This is a genomic window from Pandoraea sp. SD6-2 (genome assembly GCF_000389825.1).
Classification (GTDB): Bacteria; Pseudomonadota; Gammaproteobacteria; order Burkholderiales; family Burkholderiaceae; genus Pandoraea; species Pandoraea communis.
This window is the reverse complement of the sequence record NZ_KB944441.1, coordinates 1-21499: the sequence shown is the minus strand read 5'-3', so window position 1 is coordinate 21499 and position 21499 is coordinate 1. Positions and strand designations below refer to the sequence as shown.

The following is a 21499-nucleotide window of genomic DNA, read 5'->3' as shown; positions in this document are numbered from 1 at the left end:
TGCAACTGCCATTGACCTGAACCGGTGCCTGGAAGACCGGCCGGTCACCCTATTGCGCGAGCCTGGCGTTCGCCCCCAGACCAGGGTTGGCCTTAGACAGATCCCGCCCCAATATCCTTCCCCAACAAGAAGATCCACGATGAACAGAGATACTCTCACCACGGCTGCGGGTGCCCCGGTTGCCGACAATCAGAACTCACAAACCGCCGGGCCGCGCGGGCCGATGCTGCTGCAGGATGTCTGGTTCCTGGAGAAGCTGGCCCATTTCGACCGCGAGGTGATTCCAGAGCGCCGTGTGCACGCCAAGGGTTCAGGCGCGTATGGCACGTTCCGCGTGACGCACGACATCACGAAGTACACGAAGGCGTCGATCTTCGCCGAGATCGGCAAAGAGACGCCGCTGTTCATTCGCTTCTCGACCGTGGCCGGCGAGCGTGGCGCAGCGGATGCCGAGCGAGACGTGCGTGGCTTCTCGATCAAGTTCTACACGGACGAAGGCAATTGGGATGTCGTCGGCAACAACACGCCGGTGTTCTTCGTACGCGATCCGCTCAAGTTTCCCGACTTCATCCACACGCAGAAACGCAATCCGCGCACCAACCTGCGCGACCCGATCGCCGTGTGGGATTTCTGGTCGAAGCATCCGGAGTCGCTGCACCAGGTCACGATCCTCATGAGCGAGCGCGGCCTGCCGCAGAACTACCGTCAGATCCACGGCTTCGGCTCGCACACGTACTCGTTCGTCAACGCGAACAACGAGCGCTTCTGGGTCAAATTCCACTTCAAGTCGCAGCAGGGCATCGCGAACTGGACCAACGACGAAGCGGCGAAGGTCGTGGCAGCTGACCGCGAGAGCGCGCAGCGCGACTTGTACGAAAACATCGAGAATGGAAATTTCCCGCGCTGGAACCTGCGCGTGCAGATCATGCCGGAAGCCGATGCGGCGAAATACCCCATCAATCCTTTCGATCTGACCAAGGTGTGGCCGCACAAGGACTACCCGCTGATCGACGTCGGCGTGCTAGAGCTGAACCGTAATCCGGCGAACTATTTCGCCGAGGTGGAGCAGGTAGCGATGAATCCGGCCAACATCGTGCCGGGCATCGGCTTCTCGCCGGACAAGATGCTGCAGGGCCGGCTGTTCTCGTACGGCGACACGCAGCGTTATCGTCTGGGGATCAACCACCACCAGATCCCGGTCAACGCGCCAAAATGCCCGTTCCACAACAGCTTCCATCGTGACGGCGCGATGCGCGTAGACGGCAATCAGGGTGGCAAGCTCAACTACGAGCCGAACCGCCAGGGCGCCTTCGCGGCGAGCGAGCGCGCACTCGAGCCGCCACTGGCACTCGAGGGTGCGGCAGACCGCTGGGATCACCGCGTCGACACGGACTACTACAGTCAGCCGGGGGCACTGTTCCGCCTGTTCGACGAGGGTCAGCGGCAGCGCCTGTTCGCCAACATCGCGGCGGCAATGCAGGGCGTGCCCGAAGACATCGTGCGTGCGCAGATTGCGCATTTCACCAAGGCCGATCCGGCCTATGGTGAAGGAACCCGGCGTGCACTGGACGATCTGAAGTAAGCTGTCCGATCCACCGCTGTCCTTCTCTGGAGGACAGCGGGCGTTTGAGGCGGTACGAACAAGGCAGCCACTCTCTTGCGGTCTGTAGTAGCGGTACCAAACTTCGAGCATTTCAGCAAGATAACGCGTCACTGCGGGCGAACAAGGCTGGCCGCTGGCTAAGCGCGCCATGTTGCTCCCCGGCCAGGGCAGCATCGACAATAAAAATAGCGCCGCCTACTCTCAATCATCAAACGGCCCCGGCGGCGCCTACACCTACGGGGACTTTTCCATATGCGGCGCCATTTCGACGCAGATATGCATGTAATACCTTGGTATGAATCGGACGGAATGGCTGGCTCGCGCACGATTGCAGGGGAACTGATCTTCACAGCCGGCGCGACTTCATCGCAACATCACGTGAGACGTGCCCCCGAGGAATCGGCAATACCATCGTGTGATGGGGTGCGCACGGATTCGGCGTTACGCTCCCAGCAGAGCATTGCCAGCGCTCAGCGCGAATACCAGGAGTCAGTGTGATAGCTCGCCCCACGATCGCCATAGTCGACGACGATGTCGCCGTCAGAAATGCCATGGGGGGGCTGCTGCGTTCGCTCGATCTTGGCGTGCAACTGTTCGGAGGGGGTCAGGAGCTACTGCGGTGCGTTTCACTGCCTTGCCTGGCCTGCGTGATCACAGACGCGCAAATGCCCGGCATGGACGGCTTCGCTTTGATTGAGGCCCTGCGCGCACGCAATCTCGATATGCCGGTCATTTTCATGACTGCCTTTGCGCATGAGGGATTCGATCAGCGTGCCAAGGCATTGGGTGCGACGTGCGTTCTTTACAAGCCCTTCCAGGACACGGACATCATCCAGTGCATTGAAAGCGCATTACATCTTCGCAAGACGGGTTCTTCTCCATCGTGAGCGTGTCGTTCAGTGGATCGACGAGACGTCCCTAGACGATCGTCGTCCTCTGCCCGATGCCTGCCCTACGCTATTGCGGCCCCGAGGCGCCGCGCCTGCAATCCGATGGCAAGCGGCTCATCAGCGCCGGCCCCAGAGGAAAGCAGCACGAGACCCAGCGTTTGCGCAAGAAGCACCAGATCGGCGAAACTCCGAGCCCTCATTTTTCGCATTGCCTGGCATCGATGAACTTTGACAGTCACCACGCTGATGCACATGGCGGCGGCAATCTCCTTGTTTGTCAAACCCGATGCGGCATGCGTCATGACCTCACTCTCTCGTGGCGTCAGCGAACGAAAGCAGTCGCGCACCGCAGCCAACCGGCGCATGCGCTCACGTCGCAAGCGCTCCTTGCGTAGTGCCTCCGTGACGGCATCGAGCAATTCCTGCTCACGGAACGGCTTGGAAAGAAAGTGCTCCGCTCCCGCTTTCATCGCAGCAACCGTCATCGGAATATCCCCGTGGCCGCTCATGAAGATGATAGGGATATGAATGCGAAGCTCTGCCATGCGGGCTTGCACATCCAAGCCGCTTCGCCCCTTCAGGCGCACGTCGAGCACCAGACAACAAGGTGCATCGGGAAAGCCGAAGTCGAAAAGCTCGGCCGCAGAGCCGAGCAGCACAGCTTGTATGCCGACTGAACGAAACAGACTTCCCAGCGCGTTTCTCACCTGCAAGTCATCATCGACAACAAGGACCACCGCGTCGTCCTGCCGCGCTGGTTCGGCGCGCATCGGTAGTACAGCAGTCACGGTAGAGCCTCCACATAGCGTCGACATCAGAGGCGCGAATCTCCCCATGACGACATCTGGGGAGATGGGACGCGCCCGACAGCAATGTAGTGTTACCCCGGCCCTTTGGCTTGAACGCGTGTGCGCTCTATTGTCGTTTTGTGCTCAGCGCGAACGGGATGATGGCTGGCATGTGCTGGCACTCAGGCGAGCCTAGTCGTGCCGACCGCTCCGCCAGTCACCCGGCGTCAGGCCAAGCTTCCTGGAGAAGTTGCGCGTGAGATGGCTCTGATCCGCAAAGCCGCACGACGCAGCAATCCCGGCGATCGGCAAATCAGTCGTGCGCAGTAGCGCCGCCGCGCGCTCGAGGCGACGCTCCAGCAGCCATTCGTGCGGTGTTTTGCCGGTACTCTGCCGAAATGCCCGGGAAAAATGGCTTCGGGACAATTGGCACGCATCGGCGACGGCTGCAATGGACACATTTCCGTCGTCAAGTCGCGCCGCGAGGTACTCCTGCGCCCGCGCGAGTATGCGAGGCGAAAGGCGGCCCATGGCGTGAATGTGTCCCGGGTTGACACCTCCGTAGTGTTCAACCAGATATGTACCGATCGCGTGTCCGAGCTGATCGATGAACAGCCTGCTGGCGCCTTCAGGCCGCGCGAGCGCAGGTAAGAGCGCTTGAGCGAGATGGGCCAGCACGGTATCCGTCTGCGCTGCGGCATGTTGCAGTTCGAGACCTCCCGGGCAGCCGAGTTCTAGCGCGGTACGCTCCATGAAGGGGCGCGGCAGTTCGATGAGTACGAAATCGAACGTCCCATACATATCCGCCTTGTAGTCGTCCTGGAAGTTTCGCAGATAGATGGAACCCGCCTCGAATGCATGCATGTTTGCCTGATTCGGACGGAAAATGCGTCGGCGATGGCCTTCCATCAGAGAGACGCCAACCAGAAACCCTCGCGCTGAAGCTGGGTTCACGACCTGACTCGTCCGCTCAATCACGGAACTCTTGCGGTAGAAATGAAGATCGCCGGCGGTAAGCGCCTGATCGTATCGCAATGCCGCCGACAAGCACCCCAATGAGTCGCGCTGAATGGCCGGTTTGGCAGATTCGTGAGTCGATGTGGAGAGTTGCATGGCCAGGTACTCATGATCGTCGCGCCAATCCAGACACCACTGGGCGACCTTGCGTTACTGAAAACACCATTGACGCTGGCAGCTCGAAAAGCGCCCGTCTTTCTGCCGTCAAACGGCTGCCTGGCGAATACTATCATCGCCAACCATGAAGAAATTAAGGCCGTCGATTTCATGTCGCCGGGGGGCGATGCCGAACCCTTATACGCCCGTCCTTTCCGGTAACGGACGCGCCAAACGTGTAGGCCAGTCATACCAGAAGACGATGGAAACCGTGGACTCATCCGAATAAAGTGCACAAGCCCCCAAGTCGGCATTTGGCTGTGCGGGGCCGGCACTTTGAGACAGACACGGGATGAGCAAACACGGAGATTTCATGAATGGCAACATCCGCTTGAGGATGGCCCAGCTCCAGGCTGCGGCCCGTGCCAATGAACAAGACGCGACGTTGTGGCGCTGGTTCTCGGATCAGATGGAGGACCGGACGATGAGCTGCGAACGCAAAAAGGGGGACTGGATCATTTGCGTGGCCGGTCGCGAGTTGGCGCGCGACCCGTCCTTCGACCTGGCAGTTCGCGCCGCTTACATCCTTTGCCGCGCAATGAGCGCCTTGTAGACGAGCCGGTGCGATGTACGCGCTGCGACTCACGGGGTTGGCCTCAGAATAAGCTTCCCTGAGCAGAAGGCTTAATGGGTACCTGGAACAGGTCGGTGCGCAGCTTGCTGCGTTCCTGATTGAGGCCGAGCCGTTTGCATGCAAGTTCGAATCGTTTGGCAATCAACTCCGAGAATATGCCCGTGCCGCGCATTCTGCGCCCGAACTCAGCGTCGTAATGCTTGCCGTCTCTCATGCTTTCAATAATGCTCAGAACATGATTCTTCCGCCCGGGGTAATGTTGTTCGAGCCATTCGATAAAGATGTCGTGCACCTCCAGCGGTAATCTGAGCAACACATAAGCGGCGGCGGACGCACCGGCATTTGCCGTTGCGCTCAGGATATTCTCCAGTTCATGGTCGTTGAGCGCGGGAATCATCGGCGCGGCCAATACGCCGGCAGGTATCCCGGCAGCCGTCAACAGGCGAATAGCGTCCACCCGCCTCGATGGGGTGCTGGCACGCGGCTCCATCGTCCGAGCAAGCTCCGCGTCCAGCGTCGTGACGGAGAGATAAACCCGAGCGAGCCCCTTCTCCGCCATCCGCGAGAGGATGTCGATGTCGCGTGTCACGAGATGCGACTTGGTCGTGATCGCCACCGGATGATTGAACGCCTCGAGAACCTCAAGGATTCTGCGAGTCAGTTGGTGCTCTCGTTCAATCGGCTGATACGGATCGGTATTCGTACCGAGGGCAATTACGCTCGGTATGTAGGTGCGCTTCGAAAGCTCTTTCTCGAGTAATGCAGCCGCATTTGGCTTCGCAATAAGCTTGGTCTCAAAATCAAGACCGGGGGATAGCCCGAGATAGGCATGCGTCGGCCGCGCAAAACAGTACGAGCAACCATGTTCACACCCCCGGTAAGCATTAATCGATTGATTAAATGGGAGGTCTGGCGACTGGTTTCTCGAGATGATTGATTTTGCATCCTCAAATGCAACCGTTGTTTTGGGCGCGGGGCGCTCACCCTCAAGCGCCAAGATGGCGGCAAGTCCATCGTCGTCGGGCGCTCTGTTCCAATTGTCGAATCTGGATTCAATATTGGACAGCGCGCCTCGACCTTTGCGAAGTCCCCGGCGAAGTGATGTCATCAACGCCTCTCCTAATGGTCTCAATGTACTGTATATATATACAGTATTCCACCATGAAAGACAATGTTCACCCCGCCCCCCCTCCCTGCTCACTCCTCGACGTGGATGGTCAGCGTCTCCTTGATCTCCTCCATCACGACGTAGCTCTTCGACTGCACGGCGCCGGGCAACTGTAAAAGAATGTCGCCGAGCAACTTGCGGTACTCGGACATCTCCCGGATGCGCGCCTTGATCAGGTAATCGAAGTCACCCGAGATCAAGTGACACTCCATCACCTCGGGAATCCTCAGCACTTCCCTGCGGAACTGATCGAACATGTTGCCGGACTTGTGATCGAGCGTGATCTCGACGAATACCAGCAACGACGCCCCCAGCGCCGCCGGATTTACCCGCGCGAAGTAGCCCATGATCACACCGTCGCGCTCCATGCGCTTCACGCGCTCGATGCAGGGTGTGATCGACAGACCGACCTGTTCCGAGAGGTCTTTCATCGACATCCGACCATCTTGCTGAAGCAATGTGAGGATGCGCCGGTCGAGCCGATCCAGCGTCCGGACCGATTGCTGTTGGACTCTCATGATTTATTCCTGAATCTTGACGATATACATTAACTAAACCTGGCAATCAAAGAATAGCATGCGAATTATTACTGGATATCCACGGTTTTACAGGAGTCAACGCAATGAAGGTCATCGTTCTCGGAAGCGGCGTCATTGGCGTCACCAGCGCCTACTACCTGGCCAAGGCCGGGCACGACGTCACGGTGCTCGATCGCCAGGCCGGCCCTGCGCTCGAGACCAGCTTCGGTAACGCCGGCCAGATTTCACCGGGCTACGCCTCCCCGTGGGCGGCGCCGGGCATTCCGACGAAGGCCGTCAAGTGGTTGTTCCAGAAGCACGCCCCGCTCGCCATCCGCCCGGACGGTACGCTCACGCAGCTCAAGTGGCTCTATCAGATGCTGCGCAATTGCACGCCTGAGCGTTACGCCGTCAACAAGGAACGCATGGTGCGGATCGCCGAATACAGCCGCGACTGCTTCCGTTCGCTGCGTGCCGAGACCGGCATTCCCTACGAGGGCCGCCAAGCGGGCACGCTGCAACTGTTCCGTACCGACGAGCAACTGGCGAACGCCGCACGGGACATTGCAGTGCTCGAAGAGGCGGGTGTGCCTTTCGAACTGCTCGACAGCACGGCGCTCGCCAGCGCAGAACCCGCGCTGGCAACGGTGTCGCACAAACTCACGGGCGGCCTCCGATTGCCGAACGACGAGACGGGCGACTGCCAGTTGTTCACGACGCGTCTTGCGGCAATGGCCGAAGCCCTCGGTGTGAAATTCCGTTACGACATGCCGATCGACGGCCTGCAAGTCGCCGGCGACAAGATCGAAGGCGTGGTCTGCGCGGGCACGATGCAGCGCGCCGACGCCTTCGTGGTCGCGCTCGGTTCGTATTCCACGCCGTTCCTTCGCGGCCTTGTCGACATTCCCGTCTACCCGCTCAAGGGATACTCGATCACTGTGCCGATCGTGGACGCATCGCGCGCCCCGGTGTCGACCGTGCTCGACGAGACCTACAAGATCGCCGTCACCCGTTTCGACGACCGCATCCGCGTCGGTGGCATGGCCGAAGTGGTCGGTTATGACAAGACGCTCAATCCGGCACGCCGCGCAACGCTCGAAATGGTGGTGAACGATCTGTATCCGGGCGCCGGCAACACGGCTGAAGCGTCGTTCTGGACCGGCCTGCGCCCCATGACCCCGGACGGCACGCCGATTGTCGGCGCCACCGCCCTGCGCAATCTGTTCCTGAATACGGGGCACGGCACGCTGGGCTGGACGATGTCCTGCGGTTCCGGCCAGTTACTGGCCGATCTGATGTCTGGGCGCCGGCCGGCGATTCTGGCCGACGATCTGTCGGTGGCGCGCTACAGCGGCGCGTCTCAGGCCCAGGCCCAACCGGCCTTTGCCTGACCCCACAAACGGCACCTTCGGGTGCCGTTTTTTGTTGGTGCCGCCGAAAGGCAGGTGTATGAGAAGTACCCGCTTTTTGCTGTCACATCACGACAAAGGAGACACATCATGAAAATCGGCGTACCGAAGGAGATCAAGAACCACGAATACCGCGTAGGCATGACGCCCGCAGCCGTACGCGAAGTGGTGGCACGCGGGCACGAAGTGTGGGTCGAGACGCGGGCGGGTGCCGGCATCGGCATGGACGACTCGGTCTACGCTGGCGCCGGTGCGCACATCGCCGCCAACGCTGTCGAGGTGTTCGAGCACGCCGAACTCATCGTCAAGGTCAAAGAGCCCCAGGCTGTGGAACGCGCCCGGCTAGGCCCTCAGCACACGCTCTTCACCTATCTCCACCTCGCCCCCGATCCCGACCAGACCCGTGACCTGATCAAGAGCGGCGCCACGTGCATCGCGTATGAAACTGTGACGTCCGCGAATGGCGGCCTGCCGTTGCTTGCGCCAATGTCCGAGGTTGCGGGACGCATGTCGATTCAGGCCGGGGCAACCGCGCTTGAGAAGACGCACGGCGGACTGGGACTGCTGCTTTCCGGCGTGCCTGGCGTGGAAGCGGGCAAGGTGGTGATTCTGGGCGGCGGTGTCGTCGGCACCAACGCCGCAACGGTGGCGGTGGGCATGGGTGCGCAGGTCACGGTCATCGACAGATCGGTTGACGCGTTGCGCCGCATCAGCGCCCAGTTCGGTGGCCGCGTACAGACGGTCTATTCAACGCAGCACGCCATCGAGACCCATTTGCGCGAAGCCGATCTCGTGATCGGCGGTGTGCTCATTCCGGGTGCGGCGGCGCCTAAACTCGTCACCCGCAAGATGCTCGGCCTGATGCGCAAAGGCGCGGTGATCGTCGATGTGGCGATCGATCAGGGCGGTTGCTGCGAGACGTCGCATGCCACGACGCATGCCGATCCGGTGTACGTGGTGGAAGGCATCGTGCACTACTGTGTGGCCAATATGCCGGGCGGCGTGCCGCGTACCTCGACGTTCGCCCTCAACAACGTGACGCTGCCATTCATTCTGCAACTGGCCGATCACGGACCGGTTCCGGCCATGCTTGCCGATTCGCACCTGCTGGCAGGGCTAAACGTAGCGCGCGGCATGGTGACTAACCAAGGCGTCGCCGACGCGCTGGGTCTGGTCTATCACGACCCGCAGGCCGTGTTGGCGAACTTGCCTGCCGCAGCGTAACCTCGCGGCCCCGATCGCGGTGCATGACGACGTTATGCCCGGCACCGCGACCACTTCACTCAGGCGTTTGCGTCCCGCGCCTTCGCTCTACGCGCCTTGCGCGCTTGAAACCAGAGACTCGCCCGGTCGAGATAGAGGTAAATAACGGGGGTCGTAAAAAGCGTAAGCGCCTGCGACAGCACCAACCCGCCGACCATTGCGTACCCCAGCGGACGCCGCAACTCCGACCCGGCCCCCGTGCCGAGCATCAGCGGCAACCCGGCGAGCAAGGCGCACATCGTCGTCATCATGATGGGACGAAATCGCAACAGGCATGCCTGATAGATCGACTCCTGCGGCGACAGCCCCTGGTCGCGCTCAGCCGTGAGCGCGAAGTCGACCATCATGATCCCGTTCTTCTTCACGATCCCGATCAGCAAGATGATGCCGATCAGCGCGATTACGCTCAAATCGTACCCGCCGAGCATCAGAATCAGCAGCGCACCGACCCCGGCCGAGGGCAGCGTCGAGAGAATCGTGAGGGGGTGGATATAGCTCTCATAGAGCAAGCCGAGCACGATATACACGGCCACCAGCGCCGCCAGAATCAAGTACGGCTGTGTCGACAGCGAGTCGCGGAACGCTTGTGCCGTTCCCTGAAAATTGCCGTTGAGCGAGAGTGGGAGATTCATCTGCGCCTGCGTGCGGCGAATCGCGTCGACCGCCTCGCCAAGCGAGACGCCCGGCGCCAGATTGAACGACAGCGTTACCGCCGGAAACTGGCTCTGGTGGCTGATGAGCAGGTAGTTGGTCTTGCTACGATCAACGCGGACAAACGTAGAGAGCGGCACACGATTACCCGTCGTCGGCGACATCAGATAGAGCTTATCGAGCAACGCCGGATCGGCCTGCAACGCCGGCGTGACCTCCATGACAACGTGGTAGCTGTTGATCTGCGTGAAGTACTGCGCGATCTGTCGCTGTCCGATCGCGTCGTACAGCGTAGCCTCGATAAGCGCCGGCGAGATGCCGAAGCTCGACGCCCGGTCACGATCGATGGTCAGTGTCACTGTGGCGGCATTGCTCTGTTGGTCGGTCGCGAGATCCGTGAGTTGCGGTAACCGGCGCAGCCGTTCGAGCAGCAGCGGCGCCCAGCGATTGAGTTCGTTGATGTCCGCATCGGTCAGCGTGTACTGGTACTGCGTACGAGCAAGGCGGCCGCCCACGTTGATGTCCTGTCCGGCCTGCAAGAATAGGTTGATGCCTTCGAGCTGCGCGAGCCTGGGCCGTAATCGCGCAATAACCTGATCCGCAGACAGCGTGCGTCCGGCCGCCTTCGGTTTGAGGTTGATATAGAAGTTGGCGGTATTGGCGGTGGTGTTGCCGGTGCTCGCGACAAAGCTCAGGACATCGGGGTCTTGACGCACCACGTCGGCGACACGAATCACGCGCTCACTCATCAACGTGAACGACGTATCTTGGGCGGATTCCGCGAAACCGAATACGAACCCCGTGTCTTGCTGCGGGAAGAACCCTTTCGGAATCACGATATAGAGCACGGCCGTCAGGGCGAGCGTCGCCAGGAACACCAGCAGCGTTGCGAACTGATGCGCCAGCACCCCCTGCAAGCCGCGTCGATAGCCGCTCTGCATATGGTCGAAGCCGGCTTCGAACCAGCGATACAGGCGGCCGTGCCGTTCGGGCGGCGTATGGCGCAGAAATCGTGAGCACAGCATCGGCGTGAGCGTCAGCGACACGATCACCGAGATGGCGATCGTGAGCGTCACCGTAATGGCGAATTCCCGGAAGAGCCGCCCAACGATGCCGCCCATCAGCAACAGAGGAATGAAAACGGCGACCAGCGACACCGAGATCGACACGATGGTGAAGCCGATCTCGGCCGCCCCGCGATAGGCCGCCTCCAACGGCGGCATCCCGTCTTCCACGTGACGATAGATGTTCTCGAGCATCACGATGGCGTCGTCGACGACGAAGCCCACAGAGATCGTGAGCGCCATGAGCGACAAATTGTCGAGGCTGAACCCAATCAAGTACATCACGGCCGCCGTTCCCATCATGGCGAGCGGCACCGTCACCGCCGGAATCAGCGTAGCCGACAGATTACGCAGGAACAGGAAGATCACCAGCACCACCAGCACGCCGGTCAACACCAGCGTGAACTCAACGTCCTCGACCGACGCCCGGATCGTCTGCGTTCTGTCGGTCAGAATATTCACCTCGACGGCAGGCGGTATCGATGCCTGCAAGCGCGGCAGTGCCGCCTTGATGCGCTCGACCGTGGCAATGACGTTGGCCCCCGGTTGCTTGGTCACCGCCAGAAACACCGAGCGCCCGCTCTTGAGCGTCTCGCTTTGCGGCATCGCGGCCCCGCGGAACGCCCATCCCGCGAAGCGCGCATTTTCCGGCCCGGCGACCGCCCGTCCCAGATCGCGGACGCGCACCGGCGCACCACCGCGATAGGCGACGATCACGTCGTTCCAGAGCACGGGGTCAAGCAGTTGGCCGTTGTCATAGACCGTCACGCTCTGGCGCGGTCCGTCGAAACTTCCCTTCGGCGCATTGACTGTGGCGCTGACCAGCGCGCCTCGCACACTCTCCAGATCGAGCCCGAGCGCGGCCACCTTGTCCGGGTCCAGTTGAATGCGAATGGCAGGTTTCTGGACACCCCCGATGTTGACCAGGCCAACGCCATCGATCTGCGAGATTTGTTGCGCAAGCACGTTGTCCGCGTAATCGTTGACGGCGGTGAGCGGCAACGTGTCCGACTTGACGGACATGATCAGAATCGGCGAGTCGGCCGGATTGATCTTGCGGTACGTCGGAGGGTTCGGCAGGTTGCTCGGCAACTGTCCGCCCGCCGCATTGATGGCCGCCTGTACATCGACAGCCGCCGCATCGATATTGCGATTCAAGTCGAACTGCAACGTGATCGACGTGGTGCCCAGCGCACTTGTCGACGTCATCTGCGTGAGTCCCGCAATGAGCGAGAATTGTCGCTCGAGCGGCGTGGCCACGTTCGACGCCATCGTTGATGGGTCCGCGCCCGGCAGGGTGACAGACACCTGAATCGTCGGGAAATCGACCTGCGGCAGCGGTGCGACCGGCAGCAACGGCCAGGCCGCGACACCGACCAGAAATAGCGCGGCCGCGAGCAGCGAAGTGCCGATGGGCCGTTTGATGAACGTGGCGGATAGGGACATGGGCGAGGGTGCGGAGGCCGGCGCGCGCTAGCGGCCCGTTGGACCTGACGCCCCGACCGGGCGGCCGTCGGGTGCGGCCGGTTGCGGCATCGCCCCGCCCCCCGACGCGTTGCGCACCTCCGTAACCGGCGTGCCCGGACGCAGCTTGAGCTGTCCGTCGACGACCACGCGCGCGCCCGTTGTCAGGCCGCTCTCGATGATGGCCTGCGTACCCTGCGTGACACCGACCTTCACGGGTTGAACCGCCGCTCGGCCCTGCGCGTCCACCACGTAGACGAAGGTCCCGGCAGGGCCGCTCTGCACGACCGACGCGTCGAGCGCAATCGCCTGGGCTATCACCCCCAGCGTCAGCCTCGCGTTGACATACTGGCCTGGCCACAGCCGATGGCTGGCGTTGGCGAACGTCGCCTTGAGCTGCACGGTGCCGCTCGCGTTGTCGATCTGATTGTTGATGAGCGTGAGTTTGCCGGAGGCCAGACGCTCACCGCCATTTCTCGCGTAAGCGTCGACCACCAGTCCGGCATTGCCCGCCGCTTGCACTGCGGCGTTCACGGCGCCGACGGCATCCTCGGGCAAGGTGAACAGCACCGTAATCGGATCGATCTGATTGACGATGACAATGCCGCTCGCGTCGGCCGCATGCACGATGTTACCGACATCGATCAACCGCACCCCGGTCCGTCCGTCGATGGGCGAGCGGATCGTCGTGTAATCGAGTTGCACCGAAGCGAAGTCGATTTGCGCCTGATCGGTCAGCACGGCCGCTTCGAGTTGTTTGACGAGCGCGGCCTGCGTATCCGCTTGCTGCTGTGACGACGCACCTTGCGCAGCCAGCGTCTGGTAGCGCTTCAAATCGAGGCGCGCATTGACGAGTTGTGCGACGTCGCGCGCCTTCGTGGCACGAACCTGTTCGAGTTGCGCCCGGTACGGCCTTGCGTCGATTTGCACGAGCACATCGCCCGCCTTCACATCCCGCCCTTCCGAGAACGCTATCCGCTCAATCTGGCCGTCGACGCGCGCGCGCACGGTGACGGACGTCGTCGCCTGCACGGTGCCGATTCCCGCGACGTAACGCGGCAGATCCGCAGACACGACAACGCGCGAAACAACGGCGACGGGAGAAGGAGGTGCAACAGGCGGCGGTGCGCGATGCGTGGCCCAACGCCAGATCAGCAGCGCAACGACGACCAACGCGACGAGTGCGAGCCAGCGCCAGCGATGCAACAAGTCAGGCCGGCGCGGGCGGTCGGGCACGGGGCCGGAATTGTCTTGCGCCGTGGGTTGTGTCATGGCGCCTCCCTGGGGAGTCCGATCCAGAATGGCCGGAGGCTTGCCGCCGCGACGTCCGGTGCCGTCAGGCGCTGCGACAAACACGATGTCATCCCGGCCACATGGCGGGATGTGCCCCCGAGTGTGTCGCATCTGTGCAGGGCTCGCAGTTGGCATTTTCCCTGCCTATACAAGGCTTTGCCACGCGACGGACAGCGGGCGGACATGCTCGCGCCATGTAGACGGCCGAGCGAATCACTCCTAGTTTCAAACGCTCGTTTTACCGGCACCGCACGGACGACGCATTGGCTGCCGGCCCGCGCCACGCCTCGCGCTTTGGACATGGGTACGCTCACTTCGTTATACTTGCCCCATCTCGACGGCCCCGCCGGTCAGCCCCGGTACACCGGCACGCGCTGCCGCGCTGCATCCTGCCTGTCGTCAGCCGTCAATGTCCATGAGCAAGTGATGAACGCCGATCCGCAAGAACTCAATAAATTCAGTGAACTAGCCCACCGTTGGTGGGATCCGCACAGCGAATTCAAGCCGCTGCACGAGATCAACCCGCTGCGCCTCGACTGGATCGAGCAACATGTGCCGTTGCAAGGCAAGCGCGTACTGGATATTGGTTGCGGTGGCGGCATCCTCTCCGAATCGATGGCCCGCCAGGGCGCACGAGTCAGAGGGATCGACCTGTCGAAGAAGGCGCTCGGCGTGGCGGATCTGCACAGTCTGGAAGCCGGCCTCTCCATCGATTACGAGGAAATTTCCGCCGAGGCGCTTGCCGCCCGCGACGCGGGGACGTACGACGTGGTGACGTGCATGGAAATGCTCGAACACGTGCCGTCGCCAGCGTCGGTGGTAGCGGCCTGCGCAACGCTCGTCAAACCGGGCGGCCACGTCTTCTTCTCGACGCTCAACCGCAACCCGAAAGCCTGGTTGCTGGCCGTGGTCGGCGCCGAGTACGTGCTGCGTATGCTGCCGCGCGGCACCCACGATTACGCCAAGTTCATCCGCCCGTCGGAACTCGCGTCGTTTGCCCGCGCAAGCGGCCTGACGGTACGCGACCTGCGCGGCATGACGTACAACCCGCTGAGCAAGCGTTACGCGATCAATCGCGACACCGACGTCAATTACATGATCGCGTGCACGCGCGATGCCTGATATGTTCGAGCCCCCCGCCCGAGTGCCCACCTATTCCACCGGTACCGCATTGCGTCTGCTCAAGGGCAACGTGCGTGCCGTTCTGTTCGACCTGGACGGCACGCTGGCCGACACGGCCCCCGATCTCGTTGCAGCGGTCAACAAGGTGCGCACCGACCGCGGCCTGCCACCGGGCGCCTACGAGACGTTGCGTTTGCAGGCCTCGCACGGCGCGCGCGGGCTAATCGGCAGCGCGTTCGGCGTTGGCCCCGACGACGCCGCGTTCCCTTCGCTGCGCGATGCATTTCTCGCCAATTACGAAGCTGCCTTGTGCGTAGAGAGTGAACTTTTCGATGGGATTCCCGCGCTGCTTGCCGCCTTGGCAGAGCGCGCCGTCCCGTGGGGCATCGTCACCAACAAGGCCGCGCGTCTGACGAATCCGCTCGTGCGGCTGCTCGGGCTCGCCGACGGTGCCGCGTGCGTTGTGTCGGGTGACACAACGCCGCATAGCAAGCCACACCCGGCTCCGTTGCTGTATGCCGCCGAGTGCATCGGTGTCTCACCTGCCCAGGTTGTGTATGTCGGCGACGACCTGCGTGACATTCAGGCGGGCAAAGCGGCGGGGATGGCCACCGTCGCAGCCGCTTACGGCTATTGCGGCGACTCGCTGGCGCCTGCCCAATGGCAGGCCGACGCCGTCGTCGAACGCGCGGGTGCGATCGCCCCGCTGGTGATGCCGCCGGCCTGAACGGCCACGTCATCACCTGCCGGGACAGGGCCGCCGCAGCAGCGGCCGGTCCCGGGTCTGTCCCGCCGCGCAACAGTGGCGCGGCGCGTGCTTCACTGGCGACTTACGGGAGACCGCATGGCCGAGCAAGCGAACGATCGCAAACCCTCTTCTGAATCATCCGCAGGCGGCACCCGCCTGCAACAAGGCATTGCGCGCGCAAGCGCACTTGGACGCAACCCTGATGTGCGCCGGCGCGCGCGCAAGACCGGCCTGTGGGCCGCCGGGGTCATCGCCGTGTTCGGTGTCGTCGGCTATTTCACGGTGCCGGCCGTCCTCAAGCATTACGCCATCGACAAACTCTCGGCCTATCTGGAACGGCCGGTGAGCGTGGGCGATGTCAGCTTCAATCCCTACACGCTGCGCCTCGATCTGCATCAGGTGCATATTGGCGACAAGACACCGGGGCAGCCATTCGTGGATGTCGGCATGCTGCGCGTGAACGCCTCGTGGGGGTCGTTGTTCCGCTTCGCGCCGGTCATCGACGAGCTTTACGTCGACACGCCGGTCGTCAACATCGTGCGCACTGCGCCGCAACGCTTCAACTTCTCGGACATCGTCGATCGCGCGACGTCCGGGCCGCCCTCGCCCGAGCCGTCCAAACCCGCGCGCTTTGCACTGAACAACGTCCAGATCAAGAACGGCACGATCCGCTTCGACGACACCGTGCAGAACGAGAAGCACGTCATCGACAATTTGCAGGTCGGTGTGCCGTTCATCGCGAATCTGCCGGCCGACACCGATATCTTCGTGCAGCCGCTGCTGCAAGCGTCCATCGACGGCTCGCCGCTGCATATTTCGGGGCAGACCAAGCCGTTCGCCAATTCGATGGAATCGACGATCGATATCAAGCTCGATCGGTTCGACGTGCCCAAGTACCTCGGTTATTCGCCGGTCAGCGTACCCGCACAGATCAAGAGCGGCGCCGTCAGCACCGATCTCAAGCTGCGCTTTACGCGTGACAAGGATGGCAATCACGTTCTGCTCACGGGCACGGCGGGGCTCTCCGATGCCAAGGTCGTCGAACCGGACGGCTCACCGCTCATCGCGGTCAAACAGATCGACGTGAAGCTGGGCAAGGTGGAGCCGCTCAATAACGTCTATCACTTCGACAGCGTTCGGATCGACGGCCTCGATCAGCAGGTCACGATGGAAAAAGGCGGGTCGATCAACGTCGAGAAGGCGTTGCTGCCGCAGCGCACGGTGATCAAGGCAGTAGGCAGGGCGGTCAATCAGGCTGCGGCGTCGCCGAAGGGCAGCGAGGCGGCCAAGAGCGCACCGCAGGTTCCCGCTCAGCAGACGGCGCGCCCCGCAACGCCCGCCTCGGCAGCCGAAGCCGAGCAAACGAAAGCGCAGGCCGCCGCTCAGCCCGCACCGCTCGATCTGCTCATCGGCGACATCTCGCTCGTGGACAGCAAGCTGCGCTTCACCGATGAACGTGGGGCAAAACCGGCCAGCGTGTCGCTGGAGAACATCCAGATCGACGTGAAGCAGTTCTCGACGCTCGGCAAGGACCCCGCGACGTATGACGCCTCGCTCGGCATCCAGAGCGGCGGGTCGGTCAAGGCGCACGGCCAGTTCAGTCTGAATGCGTACAACGCGAGTGGTGAACTCGACGCGCAGTCGATCGCCCTCGCACCGTTGCTGCCCTTGGCGCAAGGCGCGCTCGCCGGCAATCTGAAGAGCGGCTCGGTTGGCGCACAGGCCAAGTTCAATGCGGCCTTTGCGCCCGACAAGCAGCCGAACGTGCAGATCTCGCCGGCCACGGCCACGCTGGAGAAGGTCGAGTGGCTCACCGGCCAAAAGGGCGACGCACCGCTCAAGCTCGCCAAGGCGGAAGCGAAGCTCTCGCGCTTCGATCTGGGGGCACGCCAAGCCGTCGTCGACGAGGTGACCGTCACCGGACTGGACGTGTCGGCACGACGCGAAAAGGACGGCAAGATCAACCTGCTCGCACTGACCGGGGACGGTCAGCCGAAGGCCACCTCAGGTAACAGCCAGGGCGCGAACGCGCGTGTCGGCACGGAGCGCGGCCGCCGGACGGCCACGGGCGCCTCGGGGTCGCAGGCGAGCGCTGGTGGTTGGCAATGGAAGGTCGGGAAGGTGGCGCTCGAGAACGCGAGCATCGGCTTCGAAGACCGCGACGTCAAAGGCCGTCCGATCAATGCGAAATTCGCGCCGCTGAACGTGAAGGTACAAGGCGCATCGCAGGACATGAGCAAACCGTTACAGCTCGAAGTCAACGGCACGCTCAACAAGAAGGGTTCGCTGAACGCCTCCGGCAACATCACACCGCAACCGCTCGCAGGCGATCTCCAGATCAAGACGCAGCAACTCGATCTGGCAGCGTTCGACTCCTATATGAGCGATCAACTGAACGCGAGCATTGCCAGCGCCCTGCTCTCCAGCAACGGACGCGCCACCTTCGCCATGAAAGGCGACACCCCGCAGGCAACGTATCGCGGCGATGCAACGCTCGGCAACGTCCGTTTGCTCGACAAGGTGACGGCGGACGACTTCATGCGCTGGAACGCGTTGTCGGTGCAGCAGATCAATCTGGCGGTGGGCAGCGGCAAGCCCAACGTGCAGTTGGGCAGCATTGCGTTGTCGCGCTTCTACGCGCGTTTGATCATCAACGCCAATGGGCGCCTGAACCTGGCGGACGTGGTCGGCAACAAGGAGACCGCACCTCGTTCGCTCACGCGCGCCAATGAAGGCGTTCCGCTTGGCGGCACGCCGGCCAAGCCGCCGCTCGACGCGGCCGCGTCGGCGGTGGAAGCGGGGCAACCGACGGAACCCGAGAAGAAGGAGCAGAAAGCGGGCGAAACAACGGTACAGCGCGGGCCCGGCTACGGTGCCGGCAAGGCACTGCCTGCGGATGTCCGCATCGGACGTATCACGCTGCAAGGCGGGAACATCAACTTCACCGATAACTTCGTCAAGCCGAACTACACGGCCAACCTGACGGATATTGGCGGGCACATCGGTGCGTTCGGCACGGCGACGACCGAGCCCGCGGAGGTGGCGCTGCAAGGCAAGGTCAATCGCAATGCACCGATCGACATCAACGGCAAGATCAATCCGCTCGCGCCGATGGCGTTCGTGGATCTGGGGGCCAAGGCCGACGGTATCGAACTGACCAATCTCACGCCGTATTCCACGAAGTACGCGGGCTACCCCATCGAAAAGGGCAAGCTCACGGTCGACGTGCACTACTTGCTCGATCAGGCGAAGCTCACGGCGAACAACCACATCTTCATTGACCAACTGACGTTCGGTGATCGGGTGGAAAGTCCGACGGCCACGAATTTGCCGGTGCGGCTGGCGGTCTCGCTGCTGAAGAATTCGCGAGGCGAAATCGATGTGAATATCCCGATTTCCGGCTCGCTCGACGATCCGCAGTTCAGCCTTGGCGGTGTGATTTTCCGGGCGTTCGTGAACCTGATTGTCAAGGCGGTGACGGCACCGTTCAGTTTGCTGGCGTCGGCATTTGGCGGCGGCGATCAGGAATTGGGCTACGTCGAGTTCGCGCCGGGCAGCGCACGTTTGACAGCGGACGACGAGAAACGCCTCGAGACGCTTGTGAAGGCGCTGACGGATCGCACCGCGCTCAAGCTGGATATCGTGGGTCGTGTCGATCCGGCGAAGGACACCGACGGTCTGCGCAGCGTGGCGGTAGAGCGCGCGATCAAGGCGCAGAAGGTCAAGTCGATGGTCGGCAAGGGCGAGAGTATCGACGTCGAAAGCGTGACGGTGAGTCCGGAGGAGCGCAGCAAGTATTTGACGGCAGCGTACAAGGCGGCCGACTTTGCCAAGCCGCGCAACATGATCGGGTTTGCCAAATCGTTGCCGGACGACGAGATGGAGAAGCTGCTGGAGACGAACGTCAAGGTGAGCGACGACGATCTGCGGGCGTTGGCGGAACGGCGGGCACAGCGTGTGAGGTCGTGGCTGGACGGCAAGATTGCGTCGGACCGCATGTTCGTGGTGGCGCCGAAGCTCAATGCCGACGGCATCAAGGATAAGGGAGCGACCACGCGGGTGGACTTCGCACTGAAGTGAGCCATTTGTGTCATAATTAACATACCACTGGGGCCGACATGGTTTCGACGTGGGTAGCGAAGCGATTCAGGGCATACCGAGGACCCGTCACCTCGTTAATCAATGGGAAATTAGTAACTGCTAACGATAACTCGTACGCACTGGCTGCCTAAGGGCGCCTTCCTCGCACTGGCTCGCTGACGGGCCAGGGTAGCAATACCTCGCGAGGTCATTTACGTCAGATAATCTCCGGTGGTGCCATGGCGCCGGGGCCGAAAATTAAATGGATCGCCGTTGCGTAGCGTGTTCGTCCGCGACAAAACGGTTAAATCAAATGACTGAACTAAGTATGTAGAACTGGTCGTAGAGTACTTGCGGACGCGGGTTCGATCCCCGCCGGCTCCACCAATATTCTGACTGTCAACGACAACGAACGACAGTCAAAAACCTAGTAAAGACGGGCCTTCGGGCCCGTTTTTCATTTCCGCGTCGTTGTCGCTGGTTGTCGTTGATTGTCGGCGAAATGGCACGTAAACGGCACGCAACGCAGGCCGTGCCCATGTTTAGAATGGCCGTTTCGTCAGCCATCCTCGTTGGGCCGGGAGGTGCTTGCCAAAGTGTTCCAGAATGGGAATTGCAAGCCCTGCCGGCGCGGGAACCGTAAAGATGTCTTCCCAAATCGTCCCTTTTGCATCACCCACCACATTTCTATCCGCTGCCTTCATGTGAATGATGCGATTGCGGATTTCCTCCAGCCGGTGGAAGTCGTCCCAACAACGGTGCCCCCTTGGCGTTGCAACAGCCAAGGCGGCAGGCAATACGTCGCCCAGCTTCTCCGACAACGGGACTTTCTTCTCTATGTCTATCCGCGAGAGGACATTCGCACGTGTACCGCGTTGTTGCGTGTAAGTCGCACCCTCAGGAATTACCTCGTTGGCGAACGCTTCGACAGCGGAGTACGCGGACACAACCGAAATCAAAATGCACTCGACAAAGTGAAAGGCATCGGCATTTGTGCTGAACCGGACGTGCTTCACAAGCCCTTTACGTAGCCCATGCTTCTCGACTAAAACCTGAGATTCCTGAAATGCACGGTGAGCAGAATTCAGAAATAGGGCTGTCGCATTCGGAACAGGAAGAGTCAACGTCTTGCCGGTCGGCAGGGTAAAACACCCCACTTGAGCAACTATTGAACCGGCCGGCATTAAATTGCCGGCCGGGGTAACAAACGGAGCAGCGGTCTCCGTTTGAGCGTGGAAACGCCAGTCAGTAGCGTCCAGGAGGTGTGCAGCGTTGTTATTCGTCATGGGCGTCTCTCCAAGTATCAACGAATATTAAGTGCACGAGCTTGGCGCATGAAAGTGCACACTTTTTATGCACCCGAAAATACCCCTTCCCGCCAATGCTGACGGGCCTCGGCGTCCAGCGCCAAAGTGCATAAAAAACGTTGTATCAAGTGCGCAGGCGTGGCGGGGTCATGACCGCGCGCGCTGGGGGTTGGGGAGGGGTGGGTGGCAAAAAAACGGCGGCGGTAACGGGCCTGCCCGCGCCCACAACGGCCCGCAGCCCCCTCGTCCATGCCTTCCCCCTCCCAGACCGGGAGCCCGTTGTAGCGCCTCTCATGCAACCTCGGCATTGGACTAAAATACTGTTCATTCATACAGTATTTATGCACCATGCGCCCCCGACGCCCCGCCCCCCCCCCCCCCCCC

Annotated in this window: 16 protein-coding genes and 1 other RNA gene; 10 read left to right on the top strand and 7 right to left on the bottom strand. The window is 61.8% G+C overall.

Going from position 1 to position 21499, the window contains the following annotated elements; genetic code table 11:
- Positions 1 to 139 precede the first annotated feature (139 nt).
- Positions 140 to 1582 (top strand): catalase, encoded by a 1443-nt coding sequence (locus tag C266_RS12425; RefSeq protein ID WP_010805135.1) that lies wholly within the window; start codon positions 140 to 142, stop codon positions 1580 to 1582.
- A gap of 515 nt (positions 1583 to 2097) precedes the next feature.
- Entirely contained in the window at positions 2098 to 2490 is a 393-nt protein-coding gene (locus tag C266_RS12420; protein WP_036662795.1) for a response regulator, read from the top strand.
- Positions 2491 to 2555: 65 nt separating this feature from the next.
- On the opposite strand, the gene C266_RS12415 is transcribed toward C266_RS12420, so the two are convergent.
- On the bottom strand, positions 2556 to 3263 hold the full coding sequence (locus C266_RS12415; protein WP_036662793.1) for a response regulator transcription factor: 708 nt from the start codon (positions 3261 to 3263) through the stop codon (positions 2556 to 2558).
- Positions 3264 to 3473: 210 nt separating this feature from the next.
- On the bottom strand, positions 3474 to 4394 hold the full coding sequence (locus tag C266_RS12410; RefSeq protein ID WP_010805132.1) for an AraC family transcriptional regulator: 921 nt from the start codon (positions 4392 to 4394) through the stop codon (positions 3474 to 3476).
- Positions 4395 to 4406: 12 nt separating this feature from the next.
- Between C266_RS12410 and C266_RS12405 the strand changes: the two genes are divergently transcribed.
- Positions 4407 to 4616 carry a hypothetical protein gene (locus tag C266_RS12405; protein WP_010805131.1) on the top strand — a complete coding sequence of 70 codons (210 nt, stop codon included), beginning with the start codon at positions 4407 to 4409 and terminating at the stop codon, positions 4614 to 4616.
- Positions 4617 to 4767: 151 nt separating this feature from the next.
- Entirely contained in the window at positions 4768 to 5007 is a 240-nt protein-coding gene (locus C266_RS12400) for a hypothetical protein (protein WP_010805130.1), read from the top strand.
- 43 nt (positions 5008 to 5050) lie between these two features.
- Here C266_RS12400 and C266_RS12395 read toward each other — a convergent pair whose 3' ends face one another.
- Together C266_RS12395 and C266_RS12390 are read right to left on the bottom strand one after the other, a co-directional pair.
- Positions 5051 to 6136, bottom strand: coding sequence for a PA0069 family radical SAM protein (locus C266_RS12395; RefSeq protein WP_010805129.1), 1086 nt, complete (start codon positions 6134 to 6136; stop codon positions 5051 to 5053).
- Positions 6137 to 6225: 89 nt separating this feature from the next.
- Positions 6226 to 6714, bottom strand: coding sequence for an Lrp/AsnC ligand binding domain-containing protein (locus C266_RS12390; RefSeq protein WP_010805128.1), 489 nt, complete (start codon positions 6712 to 6714; stop codon positions 6226 to 6228).
- A gap of 104 nt (positions 6715 to 6818) precedes the next feature.
- On the opposite strand from C266_RS12390, the gene C266_RS12385 reads away from it, so the two are divergent.
- Positions 6819 to 8105: a D-amino acid dehydrogenase gene (locus tag C266_RS12385; protein ID WP_010805127.1), complete on the top strand. Its 1287-nt coding sequence runs from the start codon at positions 6819 to 6821 to the stop codon at positions 8103 to 8105.
- 108 nt (positions 8106 to 8213) lie between these two features.
- On the top strand, positions 8214 to 9347 hold the full coding sequence (gene ald, locus C266_RS12380) for an alanine dehydrogenase (protein ID WP_010805126.1): 1134 nt from the start codon (positions 8214 to 8216) through the stop codon (positions 9345 to 9347).
- A gap of 59 nt (positions 9348 to 9406) precedes the next feature.
- Here the strand turns inward: ald and C266_RS12375 are convergent, their stop codons facing one another.
- Together C266_RS12375 and C266_RS12370 are read right to left on the bottom strand one after the other, a co-directional pair.
- Positions 9407 to 12547, bottom strand: coding sequence for an efflux RND transporter permease subunit (locus C266_RS12375; RefSeq protein ID WP_010805125.1), 3141 nt, complete (start codon positions 12545 to 12547; stop codon positions 9407 to 9409).
- A gap of 27 nt (positions 12548 to 12574) precedes the next feature.
- A complete protein-coding gene (locus C266_RS12370) occupies positions 12575 to 13837 on the bottom strand; it encodes an efflux RND transporter periplasmic adaptor subunit (RefSeq protein ID WP_010805124.1) in 1263 nt (420 codons plus the stop codon).
- 444 nt (positions 13838 to 14281) lie between these two features.
- On the opposite strand from C266_RS12370, the gene ubiG reads away from it, so the two are divergent.
- The 4 genes from ubiG (at position 14282) to ssrA (ending at position 20195) form a co-directional block, all read left to right on the top strand.
- Positions 14282 to 14980, top strand: a complete 699-nt coding sequence (gene ubiG / locus C266_RS12365; protein ID WP_036662799.1) for a bifunctional 2-polyprenyl-6-hydroxyphenol methylase/3-demethylubiquinol 3-O-methyltransferase UbiG — start codon at positions 14282 to 14284, stop codon at positions 14978 to 14980.
- A 1-nt stretch (position 14981) separates the two neighbouring features.
- Positions 14982 to 15707: an HAD-IA family hydrolase gene (locus C266_RS12360; protein ID WP_010805122.1), complete on the top strand. Its 726-nt coding sequence runs from the start codon at positions 14982 to 14984 to the stop codon at positions 15705 to 15707.
- A gap of 117 nt (positions 15708 to 15824) precedes the next feature.
- Positions 15825 to 19808 carry a DUF748 domain-containing protein gene (locus C266_RS12355; protein ID WP_010805121.1) on the top strand — a complete coding sequence of 1328 codons (3984 nt, stop codon included), beginning with the start codon at positions 15825 to 15827 and terminating at the stop codon, positions 19806 to 19808.
- Positions 19809 to 19837: 29 nt separating this feature from the next.
- Positions 19838 to 20195: a transfer-messenger RNA gene (gene ssrA, locus C266_RS26835) on the top strand.
- A gap of 155 nt (positions 20196 to 20350) precedes the next feature.
- Here the strand turns inward: ssrA and C266_RS12350 are convergent.
- Positions 20351 to 21094 (bottom strand): hypothetical protein, encoded by a 744-nt coding sequence (locus C266_RS12350; RefSeq protein WP_010805120.1) that lies wholly within the window; start codon positions 21092 to 21094, stop codon positions 20351 to 20353.
- Between the last annotated feature and the right edge of the window lie 405 nt (positions 21095 to 21499).